Below are 19,466 nucleotides of genomic sequence, written 5' to 3'. Positions count from 1 at the left end.
ATTAATTAAGATTGTTATGAATACAACAGATAAGCATAACGAGCGTATAGCAAACATGACTTTTTCTTCGGTATATCCTCACTACATCACCAAAGTGGAGAAAAAGGGTAGAAGTGTCGAAGAACTCCAACAGGTTATAGAATGGCTGACTGGTTTCAATTCTACAAAGCTCAAGCAATTGATAGAGGAGAAGGTCACCTTTGAACAGTTTTTTGATCAGGCAACTCTAAACCCCAATGCAAATCTGATCACAGGAGTGATCTGTGGATATAGGGTAGAAGATATTGAAAACCCATTAACTCAGAAAGTCCGGTATTTGGATAAGTTGGTAGATGAAATGGCGAAAGGGAAAAAAATGGAGAAGATTCTAAGGTCGTGATAATAAAATTGCTCCTTTTACTTTTTGGTAGAAAACATTAAAGAGTTGGTTTTAGGTTTAATTTTAAATTATTGGAGGATCTCAGATTTCTAGAAGGTTAAAACATGGTATTTGCGTTGGCTGATTCTTTTGGAATCTGTTGGATAGCATCCCAATGCTCGCATATTTTTCCTTTTTCATCAAACCTAAAAAAGTCCATAGTAATGTATTGATCATTTCCTGGCCAAATCTGGTGAGTATGTAATGCTACCAAATCATCTTCTGCTATCACCCGGACAAACTCGATGCTTTTATCAGGGTAGTCTTTCTGCATCCTTTCAAAATATTCTATAAATCCCTCTTTTCCATCAGCTACCTGTGGATTATGTTGAATGTATTGATCTCCAACATACTTTTTCATCGCTTCTTGGGGATTTCCCAAGTAAGCGGTTTTATAAAACGAGATAGCATTTTGTTTATTCAAATTAAGGTTCATCATTCATTTTATTATTTTAAACTTTCCAGTACCAGCTTGACTAATTCGTTTTTTTCTCCATTTGGAATCCATCGAGCAACGATCACTAAATCGTTTTCCTGGTCCACATAAATCATATTGGTTCCTGCTCCAATATGGGCAAATGCACTAGCTGGTGCGGCTGGTATGAATTCCCGGTCATTATTCAAGAAATAATTCATGAAACCGTAACCAGGGTTAGCAGGAGTAGGAGTTTTTGATTTTTCCATCCAGGAAGTTGGAATCAGTTGCTTACCTTCCCATTGACCATTATTTAAAGTAAGGTATCCGAATCTTGCCTGATCCCAAGCAGAAAGCATCATGCCACCTCCCCAATGCGAACCACCTGAAACGGATTGCATAATTTGACCATCAATTATCACAAAGGAATTTTCATAACCTGTCCATCTCCATGTGTCACTGGCACCAATAGGGTCCATGATTTTTGATTTCAAAACCACTGGTAGAGGTTTCCTCCATACATTCATTAAAGCTAGAGCTAGGACATTGACTCTTGTATCATTGTATTCATAAAGTGATCCAGGAGCATTTTGGGGTCTCTCTCTCTTTTCTTTAACCCCCTCTCTTGGTCGATCTGCCCAGTCCGGTTTTCCCCAAAGGCTGCCTTCCCAATCTGAGGTTTGTCTTAATAAATGATCCCAAGTAATGGTTCTGTTATGCTCCGTATCAAAAAGTTCGAAGGTATCTTCATCTTCAAAATGATCTGCCTTGTTGATTATCAATTTTGCAGGTTCATAAGGATATATAGGAGCCATATATGGATATACTAAATCTTTTTCTGAAGAAATTAATCCTTCCTTCACCGCAAGTCCTGCAGTAGTAGAGAGGAAGCTCTTTGCAACAGAAAATGTCAAATCAACTCTGTCAGGATCTCCCCATTGACCCACAACATATCCTTTGTAAATAATTAGACCTGTAGCTGGTCCTCGGAGTTTCATTGGCCCGATGGGATAACCAAAAGGTTCTCTGCCAAAAGCGCTTTCATAATGAGCAATTTTAAGATTTGGGTTGGCATCACTTTCATGGGCCACAGCAAAGTCAATTGCCTCTTGGAGTTTATTGGGATCTATTCCAAGTTCAGTGGGATTTTTAGTCTCCCAATTCCCTTTAGAAGGGAAATAGGTCTGCGCTGTAAGAAATTGAACATGGAAAATAACCAGGAATAAAAAAGAAGTTAATTTTTTCATAGTAGGTCTATTAATGGGGTCGGTCTGATTTTTAAAAGATTCATATAAATGTCTGTTCAAAATCATTAAATTTTAAAAACTCTTTTACAGAAGGTAAGTTATCATAAAAACCTTTGTTTTTTTAAAGCGAGGATAATTGAGATTTTTAATTGGAAAGGACTGAATGAAAGAACAGAAAATATACATCATAGGTGCTGGATTGTCGGGTCTTGTAGCTGCGATAGAATTAGAAAAAGCCGGTTTTTCACCTATTATATTAGAAAGTACAGATCAGGTAGGAGGAAGAATGAAGACGGATCAAGTGGATGGGTTTTTACTTGATCATGGATTTCAGGTGCTACTAACGGCTTATCCTGAAGTAAACCGCTATTTAAATTTACCAGCATTGAATCTTAAAAACTTTGATCCAGGAGCTGTTATATTTGATGAAAAAGACTCTTACATTATTTCCGATCCTCTTCGGAATCCCCTAAAAGTTGTGGGAATGGCCTTTTCAAGAGTAGGTACATTTTTGGATAAGGTGAAAATGTTTAGTCTGACTCAAGAGTTAAAAAAGAAGCCTGTTGAGGATATTTTTGAAGAACCTTCTATTCCTACCTTACAATATTTGAAAAACTATGGTTTTTCAGATCAAATTATCAATAATTTTTTCAAACCATTTTTCAGAGGAATTTTTCTCGAAAAACATTTAAATACCTCAGCTAGGATGTTTGAGTTCGTTTTCAAAATGTTTTCCCTAGGTCATGCAGCTATTCCAGAAAAGGGGATGCAGGAAATCCCAAATATGTTGAGAAGGCAGCTGGGAACTACTCAAATATATTTTAATTCTCCTGTAGAAAAGGTAGAAGGGCAGACAATCACTCTTAAAAATGGAGAGATTTTGGAAGCAGATCGAATTTTGATTTGTACGCAACCGGATCGAATCATGCCTCAATTGCAAGGACAATTTTCAAAACCAAAGCAAGTGATCAATTTGTATTTTTCCCTTCAAAAGTCTTTTATGGCCAGACCTATGCTTGGCTTGGTTCCCGGGGAGAAATTTCTAATTAATAACTTGGTATTTTTAGATGATGTCTCTGCTTCTTATACCAGTTCAGATAGATCCTTACTCTCTGTAACTATTTTGGAAAGTGATTTGGAGGAAAAAGAATTGATTAAACAAGTTCAAAAGGAGCTAGAACATATTTCCGGAATCAAAGGAGAATATTTTAAATTTATTAAGTCGTACTACATTTCCTATGCATTACCTAGTCTAGACGATATCAAAGACAGTATTCCTACTACTGAATGTAAAATAACCGACTATGTATATTTGGGAGGGGATTATTTACTCAATGGATCAAGTAATGCCGCTATGACTTCTGGAAGATTAGTGGCTGAATCTGTTATTTTAAGTTATACTCCGACCCATTAATTAGTTCCAATATTTAATAGAGATTATCCTTAGAAACCTGATTTTAATCAATTTGGAATGAAGTGCAAAAATGGGATAAAGCCGTATTTTTGCGGAATGGAAAATTTACCCCCTTGCCCTTCGTGCAAATCTCCCTATGGATATGAAATGGATAATCAACTTGTTTGCCCAGAATGTGGCTTTGTGTGGGTTCCTGAACAGGAAGTAGTGGAGGAAGGTTTGATTGTAAAAGATTTCAATGGTAACCTATTGGCTGATGGTGATTCTGTAGTCATAGTCAAAGATCTTCCGGTAAAAGGCGCTCCTAAACCTATCAAGGCAGGAACAAAAGTTAAAAGTATCAGACTAGTGGATGGGGATCATAACATCGATTGTAAGGTCGATGGGTTCGGTTCTATGGCTTTGAAAAGTGTTTTTGTAAAGAAAGCCTAGCGAAAAATGAAATTGGAAATACGAAGTACGAATGGATAACTATCATACTTCATATTTCCTAGTTATCATTTCCCTATAGGAGTTTCATCAACCTCGATATCTCCCACCAAGTATTGCATTCCATCTAAGAAAAACTGCAATAAATCTGGGTTTTCAAAGCTTTGGGCATTATGAGAAGGGGAGCTATATAAGACTCTTCCTTTGCCTTCTTTTCTGATCCAGGCCACATAAGTAACTCCGTCTACTAATTCCTGACCTTTTCTTTGTGCCTCAATCTCAGCATTGTTGAAATACAATAATGGCTTAAAGTCTAATTCAGCGTAGGCGTTTTTATAAAAATAAGGTTCATTCGTATGAACAAATCCATCTGCGGGGAAGGCTTGAACCAAAGGATGTTGCGGGTCAACCAACCTCACGTGAATAGGCTGCTGCTTTGGGTGATAGTCGAAAGATCCCCCAAGTAATCTCGAAAACTCCATGGAGTTGTTTAGTGTAGTATTGCCCCCATGAATCACAAAAAATCCGCCTCCTTTTTTGACGTAGTTGATTACATTTTTTTCAAGATCCGCGGCCTTTTTCCAAACTGCCACACTGTCCATATTGCCCTCCTCAGTTAACTTATCTACGAATAGGTTTCTATAGGTTGGTTTGGAATTGGTGTTGTTGAAAATCACTAAATCAAACTCCTTAAGTTTGTTTTTCTCCATCATGGCCAAGTCGGTACTTCCTACTACCTCAAATGCTCCACTTTTCTCGCCTAAGATTTTGAACATCGCTTCTGTATGTGGATTTACCCAGTGCCAAAATCCAGTGTGTAAGGAAAAAACCAAAACTTTCTTTTTGGTTTTGAATGGGAATGTGGTTTTATCTGGAGCCAATTCATAAATTTTGTCTTTCCATTCTTCGGTCAACTCCACCTCGGGCATACTTTGGGAGAAAGCAGTTCCGATCGAAAAAATGAAAACGATTGCGTAGAAAATATTCTTCTTCATAGGTAATTGGGGTAATTGCAACTAGGCTTTAGATTAGATTTCGATATCTTTAAAATTGAAGCCCAATAACTAGATTTTTCCATGATAATCAAAAAAATATTATTTCTCTCTATGGTCCTTATTTTGATGGTAGGGACTGTTTCTGCTCAAAAAGTAACCTTACGTGAAACGGAAAAAGGAATTGACTTTATGCTTGGGGGGCAGCGTGTATTGACTTACCAGACGGCAGTGGAACCGGTTCCTGAAGGTGTAAATCCGGACTATGCAAAATCAGGTTTTATCCATCCACTTACTTCTCCCTCAGGTCAAGTTCTGACACGAATCCAACCCGAAGATCACTACCATCATTATGGAATATGGGGTCCTTGGACCCGTGCCACGATTGGTGGAAGAATGGTGGATTTTTGGAATTTGGCAGATCATAAAGGACGAGTAGACTTTGATCGCGTGATTGCTAAAAAAGAAGCGGGAGGAGCGGCAGAATTAACGGTAAGACAAAATCATTTGGATCTGACCGCTCCTGAATCCGAAAAACTTGCCATTTCCGAGGATTTGGTAATAAAGGTAATGCCTACTGACAAAGGAAGATTTTTGGTAGACTATACAACTAATATTTCTACGAAGTTGAAAGATGGGATTTTATTGGATGCGTACCGGTATGGGGGAGGTTTAGGGTTTAGAGCTACTGAGGTTTGGGGTTCAGATAACAGTACCGTACTCACCTCAGAAGGAAAAGATAGAAAAAATGCAGATGGAACAGATGCCAAATGGATTATCATTACCGGAGAATCAGAAGCTCCTGAAGGCCAAAGTGGATTATTGATTTTAAGTCATAATACCAATAAGGCGCACCCCGAGCCGCTTCGGGTTTGGCCGGAAGAAAATTATAACCGTCAAGGAAATGTGTTTGTGGAGTTTACTCCTATAAGACATGAATCTTGGGAAATCCTTCCTAATCAACGGTACTCTTTGAAGTATAGAATTATCGTTTTTGATGGAGAAATGACAGCAGAAGAAGCCAATAAATATTGGTATGCTTTCGTAAAATAAATAGTAGTAATCAAAACTTATTAATGCCCTTATAATCCTGTTTATCTATGAAAAGAAGAACTTTTATAAAAAATACCGGTCTGGCTGCAGCCGCTTTTGGAATTCCCACTATTGTTCCATCATCCGTTTTTGGAAAGAATGCTCCAAGTAACAGAATTCAAATCGGTCAAATTGGTTGTGGAAGAATAGCTAGAGATCATGATATCCCAGGTACTTGGAGACATGCCAGTGCCAGGTATATAGCTGTTTCAGATTTAGATGCCAATCGAATGCAGGATGGGAAGGAGCTGATAGAAAATTATTACGCCAAAAAGGAGAATGAGTCATCTGGTGAAATCAAACAATATGGCGATTTCAGGGAAATGCTCATTAATGATGAGATAGATGCAGTCGTAATTAGTACTCCTGATCACTGGCATGCTCAACCAGCTATGATGGCAGCCTTGGCAGGAAAACATGTTTATCTTCAAAAGCCTACCTCATTAACTATTAGGGAAGGAAGGCAATTGGCTGATGTGGTAAAAAAGACTGGCGTTAAACTTCAATTAGGAACCCAGCAAAGATCAAGTGAGCAATTCAGAATTGCAGCAGAATTAGTAAGAAATGGGAGAATAGGTAAGCTTCATACTGTAAGAATTGGCTTGCCGGGAGACCCCGCAGGACCAGAGGCTCCTGCGATGCCAGTTCCTAAAAACTTAAATTATGAGATGTGGCTAGGGTCCACGCCTGAGGTTCCTTATACCGAAATAGGAGTCCATCCCCAGAAAGGATATGGTCGTCCAGGCTGGTTGAGAATCAATCAATTTGGTGCAGGAATGATTACGGGCTGGGGCCAACATCATTTTGACTCGGCAGCTTGGGGAATGGATACTGAATTAACTGGTCCTAGATATATAGAAGCAGTAGCAGAATTCCCCCGTTCTGGACTTTGGAACGTTCATGGAGATTTCATGGTGAAAGCCGAGTATGAAAATGGAATTCATATGTATACCAGCGGTGGCTATCCTAATGGAATCCGCTATGAAGGTACCGACGGGTGGATTTGGGTTTCTCGAGGAAACTATGTGGCCTCGTCCAGTGATCCAGTAGCCCAAGGTGAAAGCGCCAAAGCTTTGGACGCTTCTGATCCAGCGATTTTAAAATCAGTGATTGGACCAAATGAAATCCATTTACAAAAAAGCACGGAGCACCATGGAAATTGGCTTGGCGCCATCCAGGGTGAAAATGAGTTGCTTTCACCAGTTGAAATTGGGCATAGGGCTTGTTCAGTTTGTTTAGTTAGCCATATTGCCATGCAATTAGGAAGGAAACTGGAATGGGATCCTATTTCAGAACGATTTGTAAATGATGACGAGGCTAATACCTATTTAAGTAGAGATCAAAGAGCCCCTTATGGTACTAATTATGTCAAAGTTTAAATTGATGTTTAAGTGGAAAGTAGCACTGCTCATCCTAGCAGCAATTCTTTTTCAAAATTGTGATTCACCTTCAGAAAGTATGGATGAAGCCAAAGAAAAAGCTCCTATTCAAATTGTAACCCTTGACCCAGGACATTTCCATGCTGGTTTGATTCATAAGAGTATGTACTCTGAGGTAGATTCTACTATCCATGTATATGCTCCTGAAGGAGAGGAATTGAGAGATTACTTAACTAGAATTGCAGGTTATAATAAACGGGAGGAAAATCCCACTTCATGGAATGTGGAGGTGTATACCGGAGATGATTTCTTGCAAGAGATGATCAAGGAGAAAGCAGGAAATGTCATGGTCGTAGCAGGGAAAAATGATCGGAAAATCGACTATATTCTTTCCGCATTGGAAAATGATATGAATGTCTATGCGGACAAACCCTTGGTGATTAATCCAGCAGGTTTCCAAAAACTGAAAAGAGCTTTTGAAATAGCTAAGGAAAAGAACTTGCTCTTTTATGATATCATGACTGAGCGGTTTGAAATTTCTACCATTTTGCAACGAGAATTATCCATGACACCTGAGGTATTCGGTACTTTGGAGCAAGGAACTCTTGAAAATCCGGCCATTACCAAAGAGTCGGTTCACCATTTTTTCAAGTATGTTTCCGGAGCTCCCTTAGTACGACCTGAATGGTTTTTTGATACTGAGATAGAAGGTTCTGGTTTGGTGGATGTGACCACACATTTAGTGGATTTGGTTCAATGGGAATCTTTCCCGGGAGAAGCTTTAGATACTTCAGACGTCAATATGCTCCAGGCAGAATTGCTTCCAACCTCCCTCAATTATGAACAATACCAATTAGTAACTGGAAAAACTCCTCCTTTTGCCGAGGGAGAAACCTTAGATGTACTTGCTAATGGAGAAATGAATTATACCCTGAAAGGAGTACATGCAAAAGTATCTGTAAAATGGGCTTATCAAGCCCCAGAGGGAACTGCTGACACCCATTACAGTATCATGAGAGGCACCAAAGCCAACTTGATCATTAGGCAAGGTCAAGAGGAAAATTACAAGCCTATCTTGTATGTAAAACTATTCGAAAATCAAGAGGAGGCATTGCAAAAAGCTGTGAATGAAGATCTACAAAGCGCTTATCCAGGAATTAGTCTTACGAAGCTGGAAAATGGGGAATTTCGGATAGAAGTACCTGATAGTTATTCAGTGGGACATGAAGCACACTTTGCACAAGTCACTGAAAATTATTTGAAATTCTTTAAAGCAGGAAAGATGCCTGATTGGGAAGTGCCCAATATGATTGTCAAATATTATACAACCACCCAAGCTTACGCAAAAGCTCAATAGAAAAATCAAAGCCTCGCAAATAGTGAGGTTTTTTTTTAGGTTTACCAATTAGGAATATGGAAATTCTTTTCATTCTAATTTAGCTTTTTTCTGAAAAGCACGAATTTCTTGAACGTATTAAACGTTGTCATTAGACAACTGAATTATATGATCTATTTATTTAACCTAATAAATGAGACCTAAATGGGTCTATAAATTTTATGAAAAATTTAACTTTTGAAAATGGGGATCCAATGCCCATTATTGGTCTAGGAACCTGGAAAAGTGAACCAGGACAGGTAAAACAAGCAGTATATTGGGCAATTGCATCTGGATATCGACACCTTGATTGTGCAGCAGTTTACCAAAATGAAAAAGAAGTAGGAGAGGGTATTGCTCAAGCAATAAATGAGGGACTTGTCAAAAGAGAAGAACTTTTTGTGACTTCTAAACTTTGGAATAATTCCCATAAATATGAGGATGTGAAGCCCGCCTTGGAAAAAACACTTTCTGATTTAGGGTTGGACTATGTGGATTTGTATTTAATACATTGGCCAATTTCCTTTAAAAGAGGAATTGGGTTTGCAAAAACAAGGGATGAGTTTTATACCTATCTGGATGTCCCTTTAACTCAAACTTGGGAAGGGATGCAACATTTGAAAGCTCTGGGATTGGCAAAGCATATTGGGGTTTCAAATTTTAATCAAGCCAAACTTAGGGAGGTAATGAAAATTGGAGGTCAAAAACCAGAAATGAATCAGGTAGAAATGCATCCATATTTGCCCCAAAAAGCCTTGGTTCAATTCTGTAGGGAAAATGGCATTTTAATGACTGCCTATTCTCCATTGGGTTCACCGGATTCCAGAAATGAAAGCCACAAAAATGATCCGGTATTATTGAAGGACCCCGTTATCGAATTGATCGCTAAAAAACATGGAGCGAGTATAGGTCAGGTATTGATCGCTTGGTCCGTTGCTAGAGATATAGCCGTGATTCCAAAATCCACCAATCAGGGGAGAATCAAAGAAAATCTTGCTGCTGCAAAATTGAAATTAGATCAGAATGATTTAATGGAGCTAGATGATATAGGAGTGGATTTTAGATTTATCAATGGTAAGTTTTTTACGGGGCCTGAGAGTCCTTATAAACTATCCGATTTATTTGAATAAAAGAGGCCCGATTGATTTCGGGCCTTTTTTATTCTTCTACTTCTAATACTTCCAAAATGTCTGCTAACTCATCAAAATCTTTGAGTCCAGGTTTAATTTCTTCTCCTCCCTCTAATACAATCCCTTTAAGATTTAACTCATCAATGAGCCCAATTACATTTTCTGCAGATAAACCCGCTCCTAAGATAACCTCACAGTCCTTCGTCAATAGGGAAATCACTTCCTTATCACCTAAAGTTAAAGGATCATCATTGGAGGTGATATGGAATAAAATCCCCTCTTCCTGAAGTTTTGTTGCCACATATTTTTCCATGTGTTTTATTTCAGCCAGGTCTTTTTTATAAATTACTTGATATCCAGCATTTTTTAAAGTAACCAAGTCATCAATTCTTGTGTGTTCCACCCAAGTAATGGAAGGATAATCTTTTAAGATTTCAAGTGCATCAATAGCGGATAGTGTATCGAACTCACCTACAAAATCAAGACCTGAAACCCAACCTGTTATTTCTTTAAATTGAGCTGGATTCACGAATTTATCTGTACCTTCTTCCAAAGAAAATCCTATGAGGTTTACATACATCCCAGCGCAATACCTGGCATCACTGAGATTGGTAATGCCACTTATCTTTACAAAAGTTTTTAAAGCCATATCTTGATTTTTGGAAGCGTAAATGTAATAATGAACATTGGGCTAGGAAAAGGAATCTGAAATAATATGATCATTTAAGGATCAGGTTAAATAGGAAATTAATGTATTTTTAAGTTCAAAATTGAATCTATGAACAAACTTGTACCTATTGTTTTTTTATTGGTCTTGGGATTGTTTGTTAGCTGTGAGAGACAATTAGATGAGAATCCTATTGAATTGGAATTGGATTTTCAACCTTTAGAGGTAGGTAATTATTGGATTTATAATGTAGAGGAAACGATATATTATGGAGAAAATGATTCTGAAGATGATGCGTATTTTTTACAGGATATAATCAATTCTACCTACATCAATGAAGCGAATGAAGTGGTATTTATTGTGCAAAGGAGTAAGTCCTATGATCAATTTGAGTGGGAACCATTGGAGAAATATACACTTTTAAGGAGAGGGAAAACGTTGATTCGAACCAAACAAAATCAGCCGGTCGTAACGCTGGTTTTTCCACCAAATGATGGAGCCATTTGGGATTCCAATAACTATTTGAATGCTCCTGAAGATATATTTGAGATAAAAATAATTCCTGTTAACTCTTCGAATAAAAGAATACAAGTCAATCAAGAAGAAGCAGATGATTTAATAACCTATAGGGATCATCGATACGAGGTGTTTGAAAAAGGAATTGGGTTGGTAGAGGATTATGAGGAGGTTTTGACCTATTGTTCAAGAAATGATTGCTTGGGTGATCAGTTAATTGATGGAGGTAGTAAATTACATTTGATAATTACCGAGCATGGGAAATTATAAACTATTTCTATCGACAATTCTATTAGTTGGAATGTGGTTTCAAACCCATGCGCAGGACAGGTATGCTGTATTTTTTAAATATAAACCACAGGAGGAATATTCTTTAAATCAACCGGATCATTTTTTATCAGCAAAAGCATTAGCTAGAAGAGCTAAAGAAGGAGTGCTTCCTGATTCTTTGGATTTACCAGTATCTCAAAAGTATATTGATGAAATTGCCGATAATGTACAGGAGGTCCTTTATTCCAGTAAATGGTTAAATGCCTTAGTTTTGGTTACTGATGAAGAAGGAGCTATGGGAATTGAATCTCTTCCATTTGTTGAAAAAGTGGAAATGGTAGCTTTGGATTTTGTTCCTAGTCCGAATGCTAGGATAGGAAAAAATATATTTGCCTCTGTAAGTTTAAAAATAAGCCTACCTGTCAATCATCGTAAGTTAGGGACCAATGAGATGCCTTATGATTTTCAAAATAGCTTATTAAGAATTCCCGAGATGCATGAGGAAGGGTTTACCGGCAAAGGGATCATGGTAGCTGTTTTTGATGCAGGTTTTCCCGGTACTGATGAGTCCAGTGCTTTAGCCCATTTATTTACCAATGAACAGATCGTGGCGACCAAAGATTTTGTGAAGCCTTGGTCAGATTATGTATTCACTTCAAATCAGCATGGTACGAATGTGCTTTCGCTAATCGCCGCCAAGGAAGAAGGAATATTAATCTCTGGCGCACCTGATGCAGATTATTTTTTAGCGATTACAGAGGATGATGCCACAGAATATAAAGTAGAAGAATACAATTGGGTCCGTGCAGCAGAATATGCAGATAGTTTGGGAGTAGATATCATTAATAGTTCAGTAGGGTATTATGATTTTGACGATCCTACCATGAACTATTCTCCAGAAGATTTGGATGGGAAAACAACTGTGATTACCCAAGGAGCCAATATCGCTGCCCAAAAAGGGATTCTTATAGTGAACAGTGTTGGGAATTATGGTCCGGCTGAAACCAGTTTAGTATCGCCTTCCGACTCAGAACTAGTACTAGCCATAGGGGCGGTGGATAAAAATCTGGAGGTATCCAATTTTAGTTCCAGAGGACCCACAGCAGATGGGCGATTAAAACCAGATTTAACTACTTATGGAAATGGAGTTGCTTTAATAAAGTCCAATGGGAATTTAGGTTTTTCCAATGGAACCTCATTTTCTGCTCCTCAAATCACCGCTTTGGCTGCGGGTCTTTGGGAGGCCAAACCAGAATGGACCCGAGCGGAATTGGTGGAGAATTTAATTCGGAGTGCCACTCAGGCAGACGCCAAAGACAATAAATTGGGTTTTGGAATTCCCAATTTCTATGATGCCTATTTCGGAGAAGTTTTAGGAGTAAGTGGAGAAGAGGAAATTGTTTGGAAAGTATTTCCAAATCCTTTGGCAGAAGATGATTTGACTATTTATTTTGGTCAAAGTCTTAATGCGGAGTTTGCAATTATCGATATGAATGGAAAAACACTGCAAACGGCAAACCTAATAAGGAATACAGTCAAAGACTCCTTCAGGACTTCTTTGCAAGGTTTAAAACCCGGCTTTTATATCGTGCAATTGCAAGATGGCCAACAACTAAAACGAACCAAACTCTTTAGGCAATAAACTATTGCCTTTCAAACTTACTATTTCTATTTAAGATATGTCTATTCAAATTGCCCCTTCTATCCTTGCTGCAGATTTTGCCAATTTGCAAAAGGAAGTGGAAATGCTCAACTCTTCGGAAGCCGATTACATTCATGTGGACATCATGGATGGTTTATTTGTCCCTAATATATCCTTCGGTCTCCCAGTCACGGAAGCAATTCACAGGCATGCAAGTAAACCCTTGGATGTTCATTTGATGATTATGGACCCAGATCGCTATTTAGAGGCATTTAGAAAAGTAGGAGCGGAAACAATTTCTGTGCATCTAGAAGCTTGTCCACATTTACACAGAACACTTCAAGCCATCCAAAACTTGGGAGCCAAATCAGGGGTGGCGCTGAATCCACATTCTCCCGTAGAGTTATTGAGTGAGGTTATACAAGAGATAGATATCGTATGCATGATGTCTGTAAACCCTGGGTATGGAGGACAAAAGTTTATTGAAAATACATATCAAAAGATTTCGAGGTTAAAAGACTTGATAATTTCCAAAGGTGCAAAAACTAAAATTGAAATTGATGGTGGAGTAAATCTTGGAAATGCACCGAAACTTAAAGAAGCAGGAGCGGATATTTTGGTGGCAGGAAGTTTTGTTTTTAACTCTGCGAATCCGGTAGATACCATTAAAGAATTGAAATCAATTTAGGGGATTTTGCGTTTTTAGTTACCGTTTATCTAAAAATACCTTAATTAACCCAAAAAGACTTGATTTTTTAGATTGAGGTTTATTTATTGAGCATCTTACGAAAACTAAAATCAGAGAAGATTATGAAAAAAGTATTGTTGTTTGGAGCGTTTTTCGCGTTTATTGGAATGAGTGGTTTTGCGCAGGAAGCAGCGGAAGAAGTTACAAATGAGGAGCTAGCTAAATTTGCCAATGTGGAAGTGATGACATCTGAGTATGTAGATTCCAAAACTGAAGAGTTAAGAGCTATGATTTTGGAAAATGAAATCTTCAAAGGAGGAGCTAGATATAATGAAATCAAAGCTGCTTGGGGAGATGAAGCAAAAATGGCAGAAGCCGAGGTAACAGAAGAAGAAAAAGCAGCTTATCAAGCAGTACAGGATTTTCAAAATTCTCTTCAGGATGTGGTGAAAGAATACAAGACTGAATTGATCATGAATGATTCTATCTTGGGTGCTTCTACTTACAATAAAGTAAATGGTGCGCAGAAATCAGACCCTGCAGTCAAAGAAAAATTGGAAGCTCTAATTTCTGAAATGAAATCTAAAAATGAAGAAGAAAGCGAAGATGGTAATAAAGGAGATGGAAAATAATTTCTTATAAACATAACATTTAAGCCTCCTTTGTGGAGGCTTTTTTTTTAATTTCACACCAAGGAAAGGAAAAAATCGTTACCATTTTATGAAGTTGAAAAAGCTATCCCTATTCATTTTATTTTATTCTATTTCTACTGCCTTATTTGCCCAAGGAGAAGATATTTTTGGAATATCTGAAAAAGCGAAAAACCCCAAAAGTGAAAGTGCTATTGGCAACGCAGCAAGAAATGTATTGGAAATGTTTAGCATTGAGCTTTCTACAGGTGCAGCTTACCACCAGTTTTCAACTCCCTTTTACACTGTGAATCCTGATTTATATCCAAATTTTAATCAATTTCAGAATTTTGATCAACCTCTGGATATTTCAGAAGATAATCCATTGGAAATGAAAAGTAATGACTGGACTTTTCCTGTCTTCAATGCCGGTTTGAGAATCAATCTTTTCAACTTATTAACCATTGGAGGAGGATATGGTCAGGAATGGGGGAATATGTCAACTATGAGGGGAGGGGATTTTGAATTTGGGTTTGAAGGTGGATCTTATCAGGCTAGCAAATTATATGGTACAGTAGGTCTGGTTTTATTTGATGCTAAAAGAAGACAGACATTTTTGAAATGGAGGTATAGAAGATATGCGTCAGCTAATTATTACATGCAATCAGAATTGACTCAGCGCTCCAAACAAGTGTATCCTTGGAGATTTATTTTAGAAGGAGAGTTCGGTCAATTGACTATGAAGAATTTTGTTGATCAGAGTGTGGCCGCTGGTGGCTCTATGTACGAACCCAAACTTGCAGTAGGGGACAAGCCTTATATGGGAATAGCTTTGCGTATTGAAAGGGATTTTTCGGATTACACCAAAATGTTTATCAAAGGAGGAGCAGAGTTTAGAGATTTTACCTATGCTGCCTCAGACTTCTCTGAAGTTCAAAACCTTAAGCAAACCCTATATGGTATGCAAGTGGGCTTTGCTGTTCGGTTTCCTGGTACCAAAAGATGTAAAATTACTGGCTGTGGGGTAGTGATGAAACACATGCATAATGGAATAGAGTATAGGGGTAGCGGAATTTTTAATTATCAGAACAGAAAAGTCGGTCAATGGTATTAAGTTTTTTAAGACGCATTTAGACAACATTTTCTCTTTTCAAACCATTGGGTTTTTACTATCTTGCAGGCTAATAATCGACCCTACAAAAGCATTATATGGCTCAAGGAGAAAACGAGAACATCATACCCATTAACATTGAAGAGGAAATGCGCGGAGCCTACATCGATTATTCGATGTCGGTTATTGTTTCCAGGGCACTTCCAGACGTCCGTGACGGAATGAAGCCAGTTCATAGAAGGATCCTTTACGGGATGCAGGAGCTTGGCGTACTTCATAACAAACCTTATAAAAAATCTGCGAGAATCGTAGGGGAAGTACTCGGTAAATATCACCCGCATGGTGATTCAGCTGTGTACGACACCATGGTTCGTATGGCACAACCATGGTCACTTCGATATCCATTAGTGGATGGACAAGGGAACTTTGGTTCCATCGATGGAGATAACCCTGCCGCGATGCGTTATACTGAGGCCCGCTTAAAGCGAATTGCCGAAGAAATGCTAGTGGATATCAATAAGGAGACTGTTGACTATCAATTTAATTTTGATGATTCTTTAAAAGAACCGGTAGTATTACCTGCCAAAGTACCTGCTCTACTTTTAAATGGAGCCTCTGGTATTGCCGTAGGTATGGCTACGAATATGGCACCTCACAATTTAGGGGAAGTTATTTCAGGTATTATTGCATATATCGATAACAGAGAGATTACCATAGCTGAATTGATGGAACATATTATTGCTCCAGATTTTCCTACCGGTGGTATTATTTATGGATATAATGGAGTGAAGGCTGCCTTTGAAACAGGAAGAGGCAGAATCGTCATGCGAGGCAAGGCCAATGTGGAGACTAAAGATGGAGGAAATAAAGAGATGATTGTCATCACTGAAATTCCTTACATGGTCAATAAGGCCAACATGGTTGAAAAAACTGCTCAATTGATCAATGAGAAAAAAATTGATGGAATTTCTGCAATCAGAGATGAATCTGATCGATCAGGAATGCGAATTGTTTATGAATTAAAAAGAGATGCAATTCCATCAGTTGTTTTAAATAACTTATATAAACATACTCAGTTACAGACTTCATTTTCAGTTAATAACGTCGCCTTAGTTAAAGGAAGACCTTATACGCTCAATTTGAAAGATCTTATCGTACATTATGTAGATCATAGGCATGAGGTCGTTGTCCGTAGAACGCAGTATGAATTAAAAGAAGCTGAAAAAAGAGCTCATATCCTTCAAGGATATTTGATAGCTTTAGATCATTTGGATGAGGTAATTGCTTTAATTAGAAATTCTGCAGATCCAGAAACGGCAAGAAATAGCTTAATCGAACGATTTGAGTTGAGTGAAATTCAGGCAAGAGCGATTCTCGACATGAGATTGCAGCGATTGACTGGAATGGAAAGAGACAAAATTATCCAGGAATACAAGGAAATCATGGCTTTAATTGAAGAATTAAAGTTCATTCTTGAAAACGAGGATAAGCGAATGGAAATCATCAAAGAGGAACTGACGGAGATGAAAGACCGTTATTCAGATGATAGGCGAACTGAAATTGAGCATAATGCAGAGGATTTCAGTTATGAAGATATGATTCCAAATGAAGAGGTGGTGATCACTGTTTCTCATCAAGGATATGTAAAAAGAACTGCCTTAACTGAATATAGAACTCAAGGTAGAGGGGGAGTTGGATCTAGAGGTGTAAGCACGAAAGAAGATGATTTCACAGAGTATATATTTACAGCCTCTACTCATAATTACCTGCTAATCTTTACCGATAAAGGGAAATTATTCTGGCTAAAGACCTATGCTATTCCAGAAGGTTCTAAAACCTCTAAGGGCAGACCAATCCAAAACTTGATTAATATAGAATCGGACGATAAAATTCGATCAATTATTCAAGTAGATGATTTAAATGATGAAGATTACATCAATAATCATTTCTTGGTGATGGTGACTCGAAAGGGAATTATAAAGAAGACAACATTAGAGCAATATTCTAGACCAAGAACCAATGGTATCATTGCTTTAAATATTAGAGAAGATGATCAACTAGTCAGAGTAGATATGACTAATGGGGATCAGCATATCGTAATTGCTGCTAAATCCGGAAGAGCTATTCATTTCCCTGAAACAGCTGTAAGGCCGATGGGTAGGACTGCTACCGGAGTAAAAGCGATTACTTTGACTGGCGAAGATGACTTTGTGATTGGCATGGTTTGTGCCTCTGATGAGTCAGCTACTTTATTGGTGGTTTCAGAAAACGGATATGGAAAGCGTTCCTATCTAGAAGAGTACAGAATTACCAATAGAGGAGGTAAAGGAGTGAAAGCAATGAATGTGACGGAGAAAACCGGGGCATTGGTTGCTATCAAAGAAGTGAATGATTCTGACGATTTAATGATTATTAACAAATCTGGAATTATCATCCGAATTTCTATGGATACTCTCCGTATTATGGGAAGAGCAACTCAGGGAGTTCGATTGATAAAAGTAGGAGAAGAAGATAGTATTTCGTCTGTTGAAAAAATTACGAAAGAGGAGGAAGAGGAAATTGAGAATGAGATTTCTGAAGATTCTCCGGAAGCAAAAAACGAATCTCCTGAGTCCCCAGGAGATGAATCAAATGATTAACCAAACAAAAAAGTAAAACGCTAATAATGAAGAAGCTAATTCTATCAATGGCCTTAATTGGTGCAACAACCTTGGCCTTTGGACAAAAAAAAGTAGTTAGGTCTGCAGAAAAGAACTTCAAATCTGGTGATCTTCAAACAGCATTATCTGATATCGAAGCTGCAACTGCTGACCCTGAGACAGGAGTAGACCCTGAGACTTATTTAATCAAAGCACAAATCGAAACCAAAATGTTTGGTTCTGATTCTTCCAACACCAAGCAAACATATGAAGTAGGACAGGCTGCACTTGCTACTTTCATGAAAGCTTTTGAAATGGGAGGTAGTAATAAAGAAGATGGTATAGGAAAAGATATTTGGGAAGAAGATGTACTAGGTGTTCCTGATAATTTAAGACCTTATTCTATCAATACGCTTAAGAATACCTCATTCGATAAAGCAATTGAAAGATATAATGAAGGTGATCAAGAAATGGCTTACTATTTCTTTGACCTAGCAGGTGAAATTGCTCCTGAGGATACAACTATCCATTACAATGCAGGTTTCTTGGCTAATGACTTAGAAATGTATGAGGAGGCTAAAAAGCATTTCAATTTGCTTTTGGATGTTGAAGAATACGATAAATTGAATACCTATTATTTCATGGTTCAAATCTTGAGTGGTCAGGATGAAAACCCTGAAGGAGCTTACGATATGGTAATGGCAGCTAGAGAAGAATATCCAGAAGATAAGATTTTAGCTGAATATGAAATCCAGTTGTTGCTTCAATTAAATAAAATGGATGAGGCAATGGCTTCTATTCAGGAGGCATTGAAATCAGACCCTAATAATGCAGCAATCCTTTTGAGATCTGGATTCTTGAAAGAAAAATCAGGAGACATGGATGGAGCTATGGCAGATTACAAAAAATCTGTAGAAGTAGACCCTGATTTTTATGATGGTAACTTCTACACAGGTGCTTTGATGTTAGATAGAGCAAGAGAAATCTTGGCTGATTTGAATGCTCTTCCTGATGATGAGTGGGAAAAGAAATCTGAATCTATGGGTAAAGAAGCTGATAATTATTATAAAGAATCAATTCCTTACTTCACTAAAGTATTGGAAATTAGACCTGAAAATACAGATGTAATGGAGATTCTTTTCCAAGTTCATACAAGATTGAAGAATACCGAGGAAGCTGATAAATACAATAAAAAATTGATCGAGCTCAAAGGTCCAAATTGGATGGAAGGCGGAATGTAATTCCTAGAAAAAAGTTAGAAGGCCAACCGAAAGGTTGGCCTTTTTTTGGTATAAGAAATTTTAAATAATTTTTAAAAAACAAACAGATAGGGTATTTTAAAGATGCCCTAAAAGTTTACGCTAAATAATCTTTCTACTTGAGTTTAAAAACCTGTAATCTAATTCTCCTCCC

Annotated in this window: 18 protein-coding genes; 14 read left to right on the top strand and 4 right to left on the bottom strand. The window is 37.8% G+C overall.

Annotated features, from left to right (window positions below; all coding sequences use genetic code 11):
* The first annotated feature begins 16 nt into the window (after positions 1–16).
* Positions 17–379, top strand: coding sequence for a DUF2200 domain-containing protein (locus JYB62_RS05360; RefSeq protein ID WP_205644383.1), 363 nt, complete (start codon positions 17–19; stop codon positions 377–379).
* Positions 380–476: 97 nt separating this feature from the next.
* On the opposite strand, the gene JYB62_RS05355 is transcribed toward JYB62_RS05360, so the two are convergent.
* Both JYB62_RS05355 and JYB62_RS05350 read right to left on the bottom strand, forming a co-directional pair.
* On the bottom strand, positions 477–857 hold the full coding sequence (locus JYB62_RS05355; RefSeq protein ID WP_317194630.1) for a nuclear transport factor 2 family protein: 381 nt from the start codon (positions 855–857) through the stop codon (positions 477–479).
* 8 nt (positions 858–865) lie between these two features.
* On the bottom strand, positions 866–2,080 hold the full coding sequence (locus JYB62_RS05350) for a serine hydrolase domain-containing protein (protein WP_205644382.1): 1,215 nt from the start codon (positions 2,078–2,080) through the stop codon (positions 866–868).
* Positions 2,081–2,243: 163 nt separating this feature from the next.
* On the opposite strand from JYB62_RS05350, the gene JYB62_RS05345 reads away from it, so the two are divergent.
* Together JYB62_RS05345 and JYB62_RS05340 are read left to right on the top strand one after the other, a co-directional pair.
* Entirely contained in the window at positions 2,244–3,494 is a 1,251-nt protein-coding gene (locus tag JYB62_RS05345; protein WP_205644381.1) for an NAD(P)/FAD-dependent oxidoreductase, read from the top strand.
* A gap of 96 nt (positions 3,495–3,590) precedes the next feature.
* Positions 3,591–3,926, top strand: a complete 336-nt coding sequence (locus JYB62_RS05340; protein ID WP_205644380.1) for a zinc ribbon domain-containing protein YjdM — start codon at positions 3,591–3,593, stop codon at positions 3,924–3,926.
* 65 nt (positions 3,927–3,991) lie between these two features.
* Here JYB62_RS05340 and JYB62_RS05335 read toward each other — a convergent pair whose 3' ends face one another.
* A complete protein-coding gene (locus JYB62_RS05335; RefSeq protein WP_205644379.1) occupies positions 3,992–4,918 on the bottom strand; it encodes a ThuA domain-containing protein in 927 nt (308 codons plus the stop codon).
* Positions 4,919–4,999: 81 nt separating this feature from the next.
* On the opposite strand from JYB62_RS05335, the gene JYB62_RS05330 reads away from it, so the two are divergent.
* The 4 genes from JYB62_RS05330 (at position 5,000) to JYB62_RS05315 (ending at position 9,891) form a co-directional block, all read left to right on the top strand.
* Entirely contained in the window at positions 5,000–5,968 is a 969-nt protein-coding gene (locus tag JYB62_RS05330) for a DUF6807 domain-containing protein (protein ID WP_205644378.1), read from the top strand.
* Between the two features lie 47 nt (positions 5,969–6,015).
* Positions 6,016–7,386, top strand: a complete 1,371-nt coding sequence (locus tag JYB62_RS05325; RefSeq protein WP_205644377.1) for a Gfo/Idh/MocA family protein — start codon at positions 6,016–6,018, stop codon at positions 7,384–7,386.
* Positions 7,373–8,743, top strand: coding sequence for a putative oxidoreductase C-terminal domain-containing protein (locus JYB62_RS05320; protein WP_243431443.1), 1,371 nt, complete (start codon positions 7,373–7,375; stop codon positions 8,741–8,743). Before JYB62_RS05325 ends, JYB62_RS05320 begins: the two co-directional genes overlap by 14 nt.
* A 200-nt stretch (positions 8,744–8,943) precedes the next feature.
* Positions 8,944–9,891 carry an aldo/keto reductase gene (locus tag JYB62_RS05315; protein ID WP_205644376.1) on the top strand — a complete coding sequence of 316 codons (948 nt, stop codon included), beginning with the start codon at positions 8,944–8,946 and terminating at the stop codon, positions 9,889–9,891.
* 28 nt (positions 9,892–9,919) lie between these two features.
* Here the strand turns inward: JYB62_RS05315 and JYB62_RS05310 are convergent, their stop codons facing one another.
* Positions 9,920–10,540, bottom strand: a complete 621-nt coding sequence (locus JYB62_RS05310) for a beta/alpha barrel domain-containing protein (protein WP_205644375.1) — start codon at positions 10,538–10,540, stop codon at positions 9,920–9,922.
* Between the two features lie 129 nt (positions 10,541–10,669).
* Here JYB62_RS05310 and JYB62_RS05305 point away from each other — a divergent pair, with 129 nt between their 5' ends.
* The 7 genes from JYB62_RS05305 (at position 10,670) to JYB62_RS05275 (ending at position 19,294) form a co-directional block, all read left to right on the top strand.
* A complete protein-coding gene (locus JYB62_RS05305; protein ID WP_205644374.1) occupies positions 10,670–11,344 on the top strand; it encodes a hypothetical protein in 675 nt (224 codons plus the stop codon).
* Positions 11,331–12,986, top strand: a complete 1,656-nt coding sequence (locus JYB62_RS05300; RefSeq protein ID WP_205644373.1) for a S8 family serine peptidase — start codon at positions 11,331–11,333, stop codon at positions 12,984–12,986. The genes JYB62_RS05305 and JYB62_RS05300 overlap by 14 nt, the downstream gene beginning before the upstream one ends.
* 37 nt (positions 12,987–13,023) lie before the next feature.
* Positions 13,024–13,674, top strand: coding sequence for a ribulose-phosphate 3-epimerase (gene rpe, locus JYB62_RS05295; protein ID WP_205644372.1), 651 nt, complete (start codon positions 13,024–13,026; stop codon positions 13,672–13,674).
* Positions 13,675–13,796: 122 nt separating this feature from the next.
* A complete protein-coding gene (locus tag JYB62_RS05290) occupies positions 13,797–14,306 on the top strand; it encodes a hypothetical protein (protein WP_205644371.1) in 510 nt (169 codons plus the stop codon).
* Between the two features lie 88 nt (positions 14,307–14,394).
* The gene (locus tag JYB62_RS05285; RefSeq protein ID WP_205644370.1) at positions 14,395–15,417 is read left to right on the top strand and encodes a hypothetical protein; all 1,023 of its coding nucleotides are present in this window, start codon (positions 14,395–14,397) and stop codon (positions 15,415–15,417) included.
* A gap of 95 nt (positions 15,418–15,512) precedes the next feature.
* Positions 15,513–18,053 carry a DNA gyrase subunit A gene (gene gyrA, locus JYB62_RS05280; RefSeq protein ID WP_205644369.1) on the top strand — a complete coding sequence of 847 codons (2,541 nt, stop codon included), beginning with the start codon at positions 15,513–15,515 and terminating at the stop codon, positions 18,051–18,053.
* 26 nt (positions 18,054–18,079) lie between these two features.
* Positions 18,080–19,294: a tetratricopeptide repeat protein gene (locus tag JYB62_RS05275; RefSeq protein WP_205644368.1), complete on the top strand. Its 1,215-nt coding sequence runs from the start codon at positions 18,080–18,082 to the stop codon at positions 19,292–19,294.
* Positions 19,295–19,466 lie beyond the last annotated feature (172 nt).

The sequence above is a fragment of the Algoriphagus lutimaris genome (assembly GCF_017051705.1).
GTDB lineage: Bacteria > Bacteroidota > Bacteroidia > Cytophagales > Cyclobacteriaceae > Algoriphagus > Algoriphagus lutimaris.
This window is presented reverse-complemented; position numbering and strand designations above follow the sequence as displayed.

Bases quoted from the DNA above. Each gene is read 5' to 3' on its own strand.
- JYB62_RS05285 (WP_205644370.1), top strand. From the start codon at position 14,395: ATGAAGTTGAAAAAGCTATCCCTATTCATTTTATTTTATTCTATTTCT.
- JYB62_RS05350 (WP_205644382.1), bottom strand. From the start codon at position 2,080: ATGAAAAAATTAACTTCTTTTTTATTCCTGGTTATTTTCCATGTTCAA.
- JYB62_RS05335 (WP_205644379.1), bottom strand. From the start codon at position 4,918: ATGAAGAAGAATATTTTCTACGCAATCGTTTTCATTTTTTCGATCGGA.
- JYB62_RS05275 (WP_205644368.1), top strand. From the start codon at position 18,080: ATGAAGAAGCTAATTCTATCAATGGCCTTAATTGGTGCAACAACCTTG.
- JYB62_RS05315 (WP_205644376.1), top strand. From the start codon at position 8,944: ATGAAAAATTTAACTTTTGAAAATGGGGATCCAATGCCCATTATTGGT.
- JYB62_RS05340 (WP_205644380.1), top strand. From the start codon at position 3,591: ATGGAAAATTTACCCCCTTGCCCTTCGTGCAAATCTCCCTATGGATAT.
- JYB62_RS05300 (WP_205644373.1), top strand. From the start codon at position 11,331: ATGGGAAATTATAAACTATTTCTATCGACAATTCTATTAGTTGGAATG.
- JYB62_RS05355 (WP_317194630.1), bottom strand. From the start codon at position 857: ATGATGAACCTTAATTTGAATAAACAAAATGCTATCTCGTTTTATAAA.
- JYB62_RS05345 (WP_205644381.1), top strand. From the start codon at position 2,244: ATGAAAGAACAGAAAATATACATCATAGGTGCTGGATTGTCGGGTCTT.
- JYB62_RS05360 (WP_205644383.1), top strand. From the start codon at position 17: ATGAATACAACAGATAAGCATAACGAGCGTATAGCAAACATGACTTTT.
- JYB62_RS05305 (WP_205644374.1), top strand. From the start codon at position 10,670: ATGAACAAACTTGTACCTATTGTTTTTTTATTGGTCTTGGGATTGTTT.
- rpe (WP_205644372.1), top strand. From the start codon at position 13,024: ATGTCTATTCAAATTGCCCCTTCTATCCTTGCTGCAGATTTTGCCAAT.
- JYB62_RS05320 (WP_243431443.1), top strand. From the start codon at position 7,373: ATGTCAAAGTTTAAATTGATGTTTAAGTGGAAAGTAGCACTGCTCATC.
- JYB62_RS05330 (WP_205644378.1), top strand. From the start codon at position 5,000: ATGATAATCAAAAAAATATTATTTCTCTCTATGGTCCTTATTTTGATG.
- JYB62_RS05310 (WP_205644375.1), bottom strand. From the start codon at position 10,540: ATGGCTTTAAAAACTTTTGTAAAGATAAGTGGCATTACCAATCTCAGT.
- JYB62_RS05290 (WP_205644371.1), top strand. From the start codon at position 13,797: ATGAAAAAAGTATTGTTGTTTGGAGCGTTTTTCGCGTTTATTGGAATG.
- gyrA (WP_205644369.1), top strand. From the start codon at position 15,513: ATGGCTCAAGGAGAAAACGAGAACATCATACCCATTAACATTGAAGAG.
- JYB62_RS05325 (WP_205644377.1), top strand. From the start codon at position 6,016: ATGAAAAGAAGAACTTTTATAAAAAATACCGGTCTGGCTGCAGCCGCT.